The 12441-nt window shown below is 70.6% G+C and carries 10 protein-coding genes; 1 reads left to right on the forward strand and 9 read right to left on the reverse strand.

The genetic code is table 11. The features are described from left to right. Positions 1 to 57 precede the first annotated feature (57 nt). The 3 genes from glmS to EIZ62_RS21335 form a co-directional block, all read right to left on the reverse strand. Positions 58 to 1875, reverse strand: a complete 1818-nt coding sequence (gene glmS / locus EIZ62_RS21325) for a glutamine--fructose-6-phosphate transaminase (isomerizing) (RefSeq protein ID WP_156694240.1) — start codon at positions 1873 to 1875, stop codon at positions 58 to 60. A gap of 52 nt (positions 1876 to 1927) precedes the next feature. After that, a complete protein-coding gene (locus EIZ62_RS21330; RefSeq protein WP_156694241.1) occupies positions 1928 to 2203 on the reverse strand; it encodes a hypothetical protein in 276 nt (91 codons plus the stop codon). 75 nt (positions 2204 to 2278) lie between these two features. Beyond that, the gene (locus tag EIZ62_RS21335; protein ID WP_156694242.1) at positions 2279 to 3181 is read right to left on the reverse strand and encodes a DUF4429 domain-containing protein; all 903 of its coding nucleotides are present in this window, start codon (positions 3179 to 3181) and stop codon (positions 2279 to 2281) included. A 152-nt stretch (positions 3182 to 3333) separates the two neighbouring features. On the opposite strand from EIZ62_RS21335, the gene EIZ62_RS21340 reads away from it, so the two are divergent. Beyond that, positions 3334 to 4983, forward strand: coding sequence for a beta-N-acetylhexosaminidase (locus EIZ62_RS21340; protein WP_244375875.1), 1650 nt, complete (start codon positions 3334 to 3336; stop codon positions 4981 to 4983). A 78-nt stretch (positions 4984 to 5061) separates the two neighbouring features. Here the strand turns inward: EIZ62_RS21340 and EIZ62_RS21345 are convergent, their stop codons facing one another. The 6 genes from EIZ62_RS21345 to EIZ62_RS21370 all read right to left on the reverse strand — a co-directional run bounded on the left by EIZ62_RS21345 (position 5062) and on the right by EIZ62_RS21370 (position 12345). After that, positions 5062 to 6864: an IucA/IucC family protein gene (locus EIZ62_RS21345; protein ID WP_156694244.1), complete on the reverse strand. Its 1803-nt coding sequence runs from the start codon at positions 6862 to 6864 to the stop codon at positions 5062 to 5064. Further along, positions 6861 to 7412, reverse strand: a complete 552-nt coding sequence (locus EIZ62_RS21350) for a GNAT family N-acetyltransferase (RefSeq protein WP_156694245.1) — start codon at positions 7410 to 7412, stop codon at positions 6861 to 6863. The genes EIZ62_RS21345 and EIZ62_RS21350 overlap by 4 nt, the downstream gene beginning before the upstream one ends. Continuing rightward, positions 7409 to 8680 carry a lysine N(6)-hydroxylase/L-ornithine N(5)-oxygenase family protein gene (locus EIZ62_RS21355; RefSeq protein WP_156694246.1) on the reverse strand — a complete coding sequence of 424 codons (1272 nt, stop codon included), beginning with the start codon at positions 8678 to 8680 and terminating at the stop codon, positions 7409 to 7411. Before EIZ62_RS21355 ends, EIZ62_RS21350 begins: the two co-directional genes overlap by 4 nt. Beyond that, positions 8664 to 10106 (reverse strand): pyridoxal phosphate-dependent decarboxylase family protein, encoded by a 1443-nt coding sequence (locus EIZ62_RS21360; protein ID WP_156694247.1) that lies wholly within the window; start codon positions 10104 to 10106, stop codon positions 8664 to 8666. The genes EIZ62_RS21355 and EIZ62_RS21360 overlap by 17 nt, the downstream gene beginning before the upstream one ends. A 344-nt stretch (positions 10107 to 10450) precedes the next feature. Then, a complete protein-coding gene (locus tag EIZ62_RS21365; RefSeq protein WP_156694248.1) occupies positions 10451 to 11296 on the reverse strand; it encodes a siderophore-interacting protein in 846 nt (281 codons plus the stop codon). Between the two features lie 5 nt (positions 11297 to 11301). Then, positions 11302 to 12345, reverse strand: a complete 1044-nt coding sequence (locus EIZ62_RS21370; RefSeq protein ID WP_156694249.1) for an ABC transporter substrate-binding protein — start codon at positions 12343 to 12345, stop codon at positions 11302 to 11304. Positions 12346 to 12441 lie beyond the last annotated feature (96 nt).

A 12441-nucleotide genomic window follows, 5' to 3' on the forward strand; every position in this document is an offset into this window, starting at 1 on the left:
CGCGTCCGGGACCTGCTCGTCCGGGACCGCTCCGTCCGGGACCAGCTCGTCCGGGTCCTACTCCACCGTGACGGACTTCGCCAGGTTGCGCGGCTTGTCGATGTCCCGGCCCAGCGCGAGGGCCGTGTGGTAGGCGAGGAGCTGGAGCGGGATGCCCATGAGGATCGGGTCCAGCTCGTCCTCGTTCTTCGGGACCAGGATCGTGTGGTCGGCCTTCTCCTGCTCCTGGTGCGCGACCGCGAGGATCCTGCCGCTGCGGGCCTTGATCTCCTCCATCGCGGCCCGGTTCTTCTCCAGCAGGGAGTCGTTCGGGACGATCGCGACGGTCGGCATCGCGGGCTCGATGAGCGCCAGCGGGCCGTGCTTCAGCTCGGAGGCCGGGTACGCCTCGGCGTGGATGTAGGAGATCTCCTTGAGCTTCAGGGAGGCCTCCAGGGCGACCGGGTAGCCCCGGACACGGCCGATGAACATCATCGACTTGGCGTCCGCGTACTCGGCGGCGAGCTTCTTGATGTCCTCCTCGGCGGCGAGGATCTCCTGGATCTGCCCGGGCAGCTTGCGCAGGCCCTCGATGATCCGCTTGCCGTCGGCGACGGACAGGTCGCGGATGCGGCCCAGGTGCAGGGCGAGCAGCGCGAAGGCGACGACCGTGTTGGTGAAGCACTTGGTCGACACGACGCAGACCTCGGGGCCGGCGTGCACGTACACGCCGCCGTCGGCCTCGCGGGCGATCGCGGAGCCCACCACGTTGACGACGCCGAGGACGCGGGCGCCCTTGCGCTTGAGCTCCTGGACGGCGGCCAGCACGTCGTACGTCTCACCGGACTGGGAGACGGCGATGTACAGGGTGTCGGGGTCCACGACCGGGTTGCGGTAGCGGAACTCGGAGGCCGGCTCGGAGTCGGCCGGGATGCGGGCGAGGCCCTCGATCAGCGAGGCGCCGATCATGCCGGCGTGGTACGAGGTGCCGCAGCCGAGGATCTTCACGCGGCGGATGCCACGGGCCTCGCGGGCGTCCAGGTTGAGGCCGCCCAGGTGGACGGTGGAGAACTTCTCGTCGATGCGGCCGCGCAGGACGCGGTCCACCGCGTCGGCCTGCTCCGAGATCTCCTTGTGCATGTACGTGTCGTGACCGCCCATGTCGTACGAGGCGGCCTCCCACTCCACGGTCTCGGGCGTGGCGGTGGTCAGCGTGCCCGAGGTGGTGTACGTGCGGAAGTCGTCGGCCTTGAGGGTGGCCATCTCGCCGTCGTCGAGGGTGACGATCTGGCGGGTGTGGGCGATCAGCGCGGCGACGTCGGAGGCGACGAGCATCTCCTTCTCGCCGATGCCGAGGACGACCGGCGAGCCGTTGCGGGCGACGACGATGCGGTCGTTGAAGTCGGCGTGCATGACGGCGATGCCGTAGGTGCCCTCGACGACCTTGAGCGCCTCGCGGACCTTCTCCTCCAGCGTCTCGGCCGCGGAGCGGGCGATCAGGTGGGTGAGGACCTCGGTGTCGGTCTCGGAGGCGAAGACCACGCCCTCCGCCTCGAGCTTGGCGCGCAGCTCGGCGGCGTTGTCGACGATGCCGTTGTGGACGACGGCGACCTTGTTCTCCGGGTCCATGTGCGGGTGGGAGTTCACGTCGCTCGGGGCGCCGTGGGTGGCCCAGCGGGTGTGGGCGATGCCGGTGGTGCCGGTGAAGCGCTTGGGGACGCGGGCCTCCAGGTCACGGACGCGACCCTTGGCCTTGACCATCTTCAGGCCGGACGACTTGGGGCTGGTGATCACCATGCCCGCCGAGTCGTACCCCCGGTACTCCAGCCGCGCCAGACCCTCCAGCAGCAGCGGAGCCACGTCACGCTTGCCGATGTAACCGACGATTCCGCACATAAAGTGTTGCCCCTCCGAAAGTGTTGCGGGTGTGTGCCCGGCCCGGTGGCGTTCAGCCGTAGACCATGCGGCGCAGCTGCCGGAGCGAGAGCTCCGGCGGCGCCACGGCGCGGTGCGGCAGTTCGGCCGCGATGCGCTCGAAGATCGTGGCGTTCACCTCGCCACCAGACTGCAGCTCCCGGTGGCGGCGGCGGACGAACTCCTCCGTCGTCTCGTCGAAGTACGCCAGCACGTCGAGGACCACCCGGGCGGCCTCACCGCGCTGGAGCGCGGTGCTGCGGACCAGGTGGTCGATGAGGTCGTCGTGCGACGAGCGGTGTTCGAGCACCCGTCGATATTGAAGGACGGGCATGCGGATGGCAACAATCCTGCCCGATTCCGGGCAGGAGTGAGTCCGTTTTGGTCAGAGTTGCTTGAGAACGGCCTGTTTCGCGAGCGTGAACTCCTCGTCCGTGAGCACCCCCGCCCGGTGCAGCTCGCCCAGCTCCCGCAGCCGCCGCAGCAGGACGTCGTGGTCGGGAGCGGCGGGAACGGCGGCGGGAACGGCGGCGGGCGCGGCCGCCTCCAGGGCGGGCGGGGCGGCGTCCGGCGGCGCCGCGTTCGGGTGCGGCAGCCGGGCCACCACGGCGGCGCCCAGCAGCGCCATCAGCGGGTCCTTGCGGAAGCCCCACAGCTCCACGGCGTGCGGATCGTACTTGGGCGCCGGGGGAGCGGCCGACTGACCCGCCCCGTCCACCCGGAACCGCAGGTAGCCGTTCTCCAGCCCGGCGGCCGGCAGCCACTCCACCGCCCGCACCCCGGTCAGCGCGAGGGTGCGGGCGCCCCCGGACGCCTTCGACTCCTCGGTCTTCCAGTTCCACTCCAGGCGGATCCGCTCCCCGTCGAACGTGACCGTGGCGTCCCCCGCGCCCACGGTGATCGGCAGCGAGGGCCCGGGCAGCAGGTACGCGTCCACCGGCCCGGTCTCGACCTGCTCCAGCAGCATGGCGCGGCGCACCTCGTCCACGAAGTACTCCGCGACCCCGCTGCGGTCGTTCGCCACGACCAGGACGTACGGGTCCGAGCCGTCGGCCGGCTTTCCCCCGGTGAGCTGGAGCAGCGGATCCGCGCCGTCCCGCAGCCGCAGCCTCAGCCGCCCGGTCTTCTTCCCCGCCTCGAAGGAGATGCCCGCCAGTGCCCTCAGGGGGACGGCGATCTCGCCGAGCGTCTGGCGCAGCAGCCCCACGCTCTTGTCTCCGCCCGGCACGATGCGTATGACGTCCCCGTCGAAACTCCAGGTCCCGTCCTTCTGGATGATTTCCGTCATGCCGAGGATTCTGGCACTGCGGGCCGGGCGCCCGGTGATCGAGTCGCCCGGAAATGGTCTACACCTTGACCGGCCCCGGGGCGCGCGGTACGCATGGTGACCGTTCGCTCGCACCCGCCCACAGTCGCGACGCCCGTCGAAGGGACCGCCTTGTGAGACAGCGCAGAACGTTCCCCCGCCTCCGCCGCTTCCGTCTTCTCGGTTCGCTGCTGCTCGTCGTGGCCGCCGGGGCCGCCGGAACCGGCGCGGCCGGAGCCGCCCCCGCGCGCGGCACGCCCGCGGAGAGCGCGCCCGCGCCCGCAGTCCGGCCGCTCGGCGACATCGTGCCCGCCCCCGCCTCCGTACGCCCCGGCGGCGGCCCCTACACGCTCGGCACCCGCACCCGCATCCACGTGGACGACGACGCGCGCGAGGCCCGCCGCGTCGGGGCGTACCTCGCGGACGTGCTGCGGCCGTCGACCGGATACGCGCTGCCCGTCGTGGACGACGACCGCGGCCCCGGCGGCATCCGGCTGCGGCTGAACGGCCGGGAGACGGCCCTCGGCGACGAGGGCTACCGGCTGGAGTCCGGGCGCCGGGGCGTCACCATCACCGCCCGGAAACCGGCCGGGCTGTTCCACGGCGTGCAGACGCTGCGCCAGCAGCTCCCGGCCTCCGTGGAGAGGGACACCCGGCAGCCCGGCCCCTGGAAGGTCGCGGGCGGCGCGATCACCGACACGCCCCGCTACGCCTACCGGGGCGCGATGCTCGACGTCTCCCGGCACTTCTTCACCGTGCCGCAGGTCAAGCGCTACATCGACCAGCTCGCGCTCTACAAGGTCAACACGCTGCACCTGCACCTGAGCGACGACCAGGGCTGGCGCCTCGCGATCGACTCCTGGCCGCGCCTGGCCGTCCACGGCGGCTCCACCCAGGTCGGCGGCGGGCCCGGCGGGTACTACACCAAGGCCCAGTACCGGGACCTCGTCGCCTATGCCGCCTCCCGCCACCTGGAGGTCGTGCCCGAGATCGACATGCCCGGCCACACCAACGCCGCCCTCGCCTCGTACGCGGAACTCAACTGCGACGGCGTCGCCCCGCCCCTCTACACGGGCACCGAGGTCGGCTTCAGCAGCCTGTGCGTGAACAAGGACGTCACCTACGACTTCGTCGACGACGTCGTCCGCGAACTGGCCGCCCTCACCCCCGGCCGGTACCTCCACATCGGTGGCGACGAGGCGCACTCCACCAGCCACGAGGACTACGTCGCCTTCATGGACCGGGCGCAGGCCACCGTGGCGAAGTACGGCAAGACCGTCATCGGATGGCACCAGCTCACCGGCGCGAAGCCCGCGAAGGGTGCCCTCGCGCAGTACTGGGGCCTGGACCGCACCAGCGGCGCGGAGAAGGAGCGGGTGGCGAACGCGGCCCGCAACGGCACCGGGCTGGTCCTGTCGCCCGCCGACCGGCTCTACCTCGACATGAAGTACGACAAGAGCACCCCGCTCGGCCTGTCCTGGGCCGGGTACGTCGACGTCCGCCGGTCCTACGACTGGGACCCGGGCGCGTACTTCCCGGGCGTCCCGGCGAGCGCCGTCAAGGGCGTCGAGGCGCCGCTGTGGACCGAGACCGTCGTCACGAGCGCGCACATCGACACGATGGCGTTCCCGCGGCTCCTCGGCGCGGCCGAACTCGGCTGGTCCCCGGCCGCCACCCACGACTGGGAGACGTACAAGGAGCGGCTCGCGGGCCAGGGGCCGCGCCTGGAGGCACTCGGCGTCGGCTTCTACCGCTCGCCGCAGGTGCCCTGGCGCACGGAGTAGGGGAACGGGCCGGAAACGGAAAAGCCGGGGCGCCGGGCGGAGGACCGTACTCCGCTCAGCGCCCCGGCCGGCCCGGGATCACGCGAAGCGCGCGATGGGGTTGACCAGCGTGCCGACGAACTGCAGCGCGCCGGACGGGTCGGACAGGTCGACCATCTGCTTGTTGTTGCGCAGCTGGAGCCGGTTCAGGCACGACAGCGCGAACTCGTCCGCGAACATGTCGTACTGCTTGAACTTGTCCGCCAGCTCCGGCTTGGACTCCTGGTACGCCGTGACGCACGCGGCGACCGTCCGCCAGAAGTCGTCCTCGGCGAGCACGCCCTCGGCGGCGAGCGTCGCGCCCAGGAAACGGAAGAAGCAGTCGAAGACGTCCGTGAACACCGACAGCAGCTTGGTGTCCTCGGGAACGTCGACCCGGATGCGCTCCACCGCGGGCGGCAGCACCGCGTCCGGGTCCATCACCGCGATCTCCTCGGCGATGTCCTTGAAGATCGCGCGCTGGACGGCACCGTCCTCGATCACCAGGATCACGTTCTCGCCGTGCGGCATCCACACCAGGTCGTAGGCGTAGAAGGTGTGCAGGATCGGCAGCAGGTACGCGTCCAGGTAGCGGCGCAGCCACTCGGTGGGCGCGAGTCCCGACTCGGCGATCAGCGCGCCCGCGAACGACGCGCCCTCGTGGTCGGTGTGCAGCAGCGACGCCATGGTGGCCAGGCGCTGCCCCTCCTCGACCGTCGGCACCGGGCTCTCGCGCCACAGCGCGGCCAGCATCTTGCGGTACGGGGAGTACCGGTCGGTGGCGGCCTCGTACTCCAGGTGCCGGTAGCCGACCGCCGCGCGCTCGCGGATGATCGAGAAGCGGGCGGCCTTCAGGACGTCGTCGCCGGCGATCAGGTTCGCCAGCCAGTCGTTGATGGCCGGGGTGGCCTCCATGTACGCGGCGGAAAGGCCGCGCATGAAGCCCATGTTGAGGACCGAGATGGCCGTCTTGACGTAGTGCTTGGCCGGGTCGTTCGTGTTGAAGAACGTGCGGATCGACTGCTGCGCCAGATAGCGGTCGTCGCCCTCGCCGAGGAGGACCAGGCGCTGCTGGGCGATCTCGGCGGCGAAGGTGACCGACAGCTTGTTCCACCACTGCCAGGGGTGGACCGGCACGAGCAGATAGTCCGCGAGGTCCAGGCCCCGGTCGGCGAGCGTGCGGGCGAAGCCGTCGACGGTGGCGTCACCCAGCTCGGCGCGGACGAACGCCTCGTAGTCGATGCCCGCACCGGCGGTGAACGTGGTGCGGTCGCGGTGGGCGGCCAGCCAGATCAGCTGGACGGGGTTCGCCGCCTCCGGCGCGTAGGCGTGGTACTCGTCGATGCCGAAACCGAGGCGCCCGTTGTTGGCGACGAAACACGGGTGGCCCTCGGTCATGCCCGTCTCGACGGCCTGGAAGTCCGCCTTCGCCAGCTCGGCGGCGGGGACCTGCGGCTTGGCCGACTTGTACGCCGTACCGGAGAGGGTGGAGGAGATCTCCTCCAGGTAGACCGGGAGGATCTCGTCGCTCAGGCCGAGGGAGCCGCGCAGCTCGATGACGAACCGCAGGGCGTCCAGCGGCAGTTCCTGGTCACCCTGGTGGCGGCTGATGGAGTCGGCGTCGACCTGCCAGTGGTCGAGGGCGTACCGGTCGGCGGTGAAGCGGTACTCGGTCGTGCCGTCGTCGCTGAGCACCCGGTAGCGGTTGTCGCCGAGGGGCTCGGGGGTGAGCAGCCGCTCGTGGGTGAACTCGGCCAGGGCCTTGCGGACGAGCAGGCGGTTGGCGTGCGCCCAGCGCTCGGGTGTGAGGTGGGCGACGGGGTTCGCGGGGTCCACAGGGTTGGCGGCGCTCGCGGGGCTCATCGGGCGGCCCCGATCGCCGCGCGGAACTGCTCACGGGTGCAGACGCTCAGGTAGGCGTCCTTCTCCGGCTTGGCTATCTTCTCGACTATCTCGAAACCGACGGCCTCGTTCAGCGCGTGGACGGCGGCGTTGCGCACGTCGGGCTCGACGACGACCCGCTCGGTCGCCGGGTCGCGGAACAGCTCCTCCATCACGGCGGTGATCACGGCGCGGGTGAAGCCGTGGACGGGCGTGTCGGTCGGGGCGACCAGGAAGTGCATGCCGACGTCGCCGGGCCTGGCCTCGTACAGCCCGACCAGCTCGACCTTCGACGGGTCGTACCGCTCCATGAGGAACGCGGGCTCGCCGTCGCGCATGCCGATGAAGGCGTCGTGGTGCTCGTTGGCGGCGATGGCCATGTACTCGCGCTCGACGTCCGCGACGGAGTGGTTCTGCATCATCCAGAACCCGGCCTTGGGGTGGGTCACCCACCCGTGGACCAGCTCGCCGTCACTGAGGGGGTCGAGGGGGCGGAAGGTGAAGGTCCCGAGGGACAGGGTGGTGCTCATACCGCGAACTCCTGGAAAGCGATCGACTTCTCGACGGGGTAGTACTCGGAGCCCAGCAGCTCGCCGATGATGTACGCGTTGCGATAGGCGCCCATGCCCAGGTCGGGGCTGGTGATCGAGTGGGTGTGCACCCCGGCGTTCTGGAGGAAGATGCCGTTGCCGGTGGTGTCGATGGAGTAGTTGCGGGCCACGTCGAAGCGGCCCTGGCCGTCCCAGCGGATGCGGTCCTTCACGGGGTTCAGGAACGCGGGCGTGACGTACTTGTAGCCGGTGGCGAGGATCAGGCCGTCGGTCTCGATCTCGAAGTCCTTGCCCTGCTCCTCCTGGCGCAGCCCGAGCGTGTACGTGCCGTTCTCGTACGACGCGCTGCCGAGCGAGACGTTGGTGAGCAGCCGGGTGGGGACCGGGCCGCCGAGGTTCTTCTGGTACAGCAGGTCGAAGATCGCGTCGATCAGCTCGCCGTCGATGCCCTTGAACAGGCCCTTCTGCTGCGTCTCCAGGCGGTAGCGGGTGGCCTCGGGCAGGGCGTGGAAGTAGTCCACGTACTCCGGCGAGGTCATCTCCAGCGTGAGCTTGGTGTACTCCAGCGGGAAGAACCGGGGGGAGCGGGTGACCCAGTTCAGCCGGTAGCCGTGGACGTCGATCTCGCTCAGCAGGTCGTAGTAGATCTCCGCCGCGCTCTGGCCGCTGCCGACCAGCGTGATCGTCTTCTTCTTCTGGAGCGCTTCCTTGTTCGGCAGGTAGCGCGAGTTGTGGATGAAGTCGCCCTCCAGGCCCTGGCAGGCCTCCGGGATGTACGGCGGGGTGCCGGTGCCCAGCACGAGGCGACGGGAGCGGAACGTTTCTCCGGTGGTGGTGCGGACCGTGTACAGCTCGTCCGCGTCGTCGTACTCGACCGTCTCGACCGTGGTGGAGAAGCGGATGCTGGTCAGCTTGCCGGCGGCCCAGCGGCAGTAGTCGTTGTACTCGGTCCGCAGCGGGTAGAAGTTCTCGCGGATGTAGAACGAGTAGAGCCGGCCGTTCTCCTTGAGGTACTGGAGGAAGGAGTACGGCGACGTCGGGTCGGCGAGGGTGACGAGGTCCGACATGAACGGCGTCTGGAGGTGCGCGCCCTCCAGGAACATCCCGGCGTGCCACTCGAAGTGCGGCTTGGACTCCAGGAAGACGCCCGTCAGCTCGTCGATGGGCTCGGTGAGGCAGGCCAGGCCGAGGTTGAACGGACCCAGTCCGATACCGATGAAATCGTGGATGTCACGAGGCGTGGACAAGGTTCTCTCCAAGGTACTGCTCGGCGTGGCCGGCGATCAGGTCGAGGACGGCGGTGATGTCGTGCACGGTCGTCTCGGGGTTGAGCAGGGTGAACTTGAGGTACTGGCGGCCGTCGACCTTCGTACCGGCGACGACGGCCTCGCCCGAGGCGAACAGGGCCTTGCGAGCGTAGAGGTTGGCGCGGTCGATCTCGGCGGGCGAGGTGACGGCGGCCGGGATGTAGCGGAAGACCAGGGTCGACAGGGACGGCTGGACGACGATGTCGTAGCGCGGGTCGGCGGCGAGGGCGTCCCAGCCGGCCGAGGCGAGGTCGCACACCTCGTCGAAGAGCTGCCCGACCCCGTCAGCGCCCATGACGCGCAGCGTCATCCACAGCTTGAGCGCGTCGAAGCGGCGGGTGGTCTGGAGCGACTTGTCGACCTGGTTGGGGATCCGCTCCTCCACCGTGCGCCGGGGGTTGAGGTAGTCGGCGTGGTAAGTGGCGTGGCGCAGGGTCGCCCCGTCCCGGACCAGGACGGCGGAGGAACTGACCGGCTGGAAGAACGACTTGTGGTAGTCGACCGTGACCGAGTCGGCGCGCTCGATGCCGTCGAGGAGGTGGCGTCGGGTGGGCGAGGCGAGCAGGCCGCAGCCGTACGCGGCGTCGACGTGCATCCAGGCGCCGTACTGGGCGGCGAGCTCGGCGATCTCCGGGAGCGGGTCGATGGAGCCGAAGTCGGTCGTGCCGGCGGTGGCGACGATCGCCATGGGCGTCAGGCCCTGGGCGGCGCACAGCTCCAGCTCGGCCGCGAGGGCGACGGACTGCATGCGCTTGTCGCGGTCGGTGGGCACCGAGATGACGGACTGCGGGGGCAGGCCCAGGAGTTTGGCCGACTTCTGGACGCTGAAGTGGCTGCACTCGGAGGAGAAGATGCGCAGCTTCGCCAGGTCGTCCGTCTTGGCCTCCTCGCGGGCGAGGAGCAGCGCCTGGAGGTTGGACTGCGTGCCCCCGCTGGTGAACACCCCGTCGGCGGCCGGGCCGAGGCCGATGCGGCCGGTGGTCCAGTCGATCAGCTTGCGCTCGATGAGCGTGCCGCCCGCGCTCTGGTCCCACGTGTCGAGCGAGGAGTTGACGGCCGAGAGGACCGCCTCGCCGAGGACGGCCGGGATGACGACCGGGCAGTTGAGGTGGCCCAGGTAGCGGGGGTGGTGGAAGTACACGGCGTCGCGCAGGTAGACCTGCTCCAGCTCATCGAGGGCGGCGGACGCGTCGCCGAGCGGCTTGTCGAGGTCCACCGCCGAGACGAGCGGGGCCAGTTCGTCGGGAGTGACGCCGGTGAACGGCTGTCGGGTGGAGGCGAGCCGGTTCGCCACCCGCTCGACTCCTTCGGTGACGGAACGCCGGTACTGCTCGGCGGTTACGTCATTGAGCAGGTGCGAGCGCATGCGGGGTCCTCCCGGGTACGGGGACTTGGTCGGCCCTCTGGGGACAGGGGAGTGGGGCGAGGGCGACGCCGTGAGTGAGGTTAGCCTAACCTAAGTTGTGGCCGGAAAGGAACTTGGGGCTCCCGAGGGCCCGTTGGGAGCCGGCGCCGTGACCGCGGTGCGCCCGGTGCATGCGCGGCGCGCGGTGCGCGGTGCATGTGGTGCGCGGGGTGGCCGGTTGGGACCGGTTGGGGGCCGGCTGGGGCGGGGCTCCGCCGGCGGGTGGTTCCTGCGCCCGCCGGAGCCCCGTACGCCCGGCCCAGGGCCCGGCCCGCGACGGGCCGGCGCCCGGCCCGCGTCCCGGTCTACGCCTCGTCCGCGGCCGTGTCGGGGGCCTCCCGCAGGGCGTCCTCGCTCAGGCCCTTGCGCCAGTAGCCGACGAAGGTGACCCGGCGGCGGTCGATCCCGCGCTCGTTCACCAGGTGGCGGCGCAGCGCCTTGACCGAGCCGGACTCGCCGGCGATCCAGGCGTAGGGCGCCGTGCCCGTCAGCCCGGCGGCGCGCACCGCGTCCACCGCGGCGGGGGCGCCCTCCTCCCGGACCAGCCAGGTGACGGTCGCGTCCGCCTCGGTCCTCAGCTCCAGGCGGTCGGCCGCGTACGGGACGTCGAGCCACACCCGCGCCCTGGTCCCGGCGGGCAGCGACTCCAGGATCGACGAGACGGCGGGCAGCGCCGTCTCGTCGCCCCAGATCAGCACCTCGTCCGCGTCCGCCGGCAACCGGAAGCGCACACCGGTGTTGTCGGCGACCGTCGGCCCGAGGACGACCACCCGGTCGCCCTCCGCGGCCCGGGCGGCCCAGCGGCAGGCCGGACCGCCGTCCTCGTGGAGGGCGAAGTCGATGTCGACCTCGGTGGCGCCCGCGTCCGTGCGGCGCTGCTCCCGCACGGTGTACGAGCGCATCACCGCCCGTACGTCGTCGGGCATGGCCCGCCACGCGCCGAGCGTGCCGTACATGTCCCCGTCGTCCACCGGCGGCAGCACCGGCTCGGGCTGGCCCGGGTGCGGCAGGAACAGGGACAGGCTCTGGTCGCGGCCCCCGGAGGCGAAGCCTTCCAGCTCCTCACCGGCCGCCCCGGCGAAGGTGACGCGCACCAGCGACGGGCCGAGCCGCCGGGTGCGCGCCACCTTCAGGGAGAAGAAACCGAACATGCGGCTCAGGCCACCTTCTTGGCGTTCTCGATCGCCTTGGCCAGGTCCTCCAGGAGGACGGCGCACTTGTCGTAGGAGTAGATCGGCTCGGTGAAGCGCGGGATGACCTGGCCGGCCTTGACGGCGGGCAGTTGACCCCAGGTCGGCTTGGACTTCAGGTCGCCGGGCTGGATGGCCTGGCTGCGGTTGTCCATCATGATGATGTCGGCCGGGTACGTGTCGAGGTTCTCCCAGCTGAGCTCCTCGAAGTAGCCCTGGGCGTTCACCTTCGGCTTCACGAACTTCACGCCCAGCTCCTCGAAGTACGCGGTGTCCGCGGACATCTTGGCGAGCGACACGTAGAACAGCTCGGCGCTCGCCGAGCCGATCATGACGCGAATCTCGGGGCGGGCCTTGGCGGCGGCGCGCAGCGACGCGGCGGCCTTCTCGAAGCGGGCCTTGGCGTCGACCGTCTTCTTGGCCTTCAGGTCGGCGCCCAGCGACTCGGCCAGCTCGGCGTGGCGTGCCAGCGCCTTCGGCATCGTCGTGTTGGCGGCCCACAGCGCGACGGTCGGCGCCAGCTTCACGATCTTGTCGTGGGACTGCGGCGGCAGGTACCACAGCACGTCCTTGTCCCACATGGCCGACACCAGCACCTCGGGCTCGAGCTTGAGGTACTCCTCGATGTTGAAGGTGCCCCAGACGTTGCCGAGGTTCTTCACCTTGGTGACGTCGAGGTCACCGGCCTGGATGTCCGCCGTGTCCTTGCCCGTCTTGGGGTCCTTGACGGTGGTGGGACCGAAAACGCCCTTGACCTCGATGCCGTAGTCGTGCAGGGCGGCCGCGGTGCCGATGAAGGCGACGATGTTCTTCGGGGTGGACTTCAGCTCCACCTTCTTGCCGCGGTCGTCGGTGAACTTCCAGGGGCCGGACTTCTCGCCGGACGCGGACGACTTCTTGTCGTCCTTGTCGCCGCCGCAGGCGACGAGCGCGGCGCCGAGCCCGAGGGCGCCGCCCGCGGCGAGCAGACCGCGACGGGTGAGGTGGGTGGCTCGGGCGTTGCTGGGCATGGCGGATCGCTTTCGTACGGCCGTATTCGGCCACCGGGCAAGTTCGAGGGTAGGTTAGCCTAACCTCACGCCTTGTCCAGAGGGCGCCCCCGTGTG

It is taken from the genome of Streptomyces ficellus (assembly GCF_009739905.1).
Lineage (GTDB): Bacteria > Actinomycetota > Actinomycetes > Streptomycetales > Streptomycetaceae > Streptomyces > Streptomyces ficellus_A.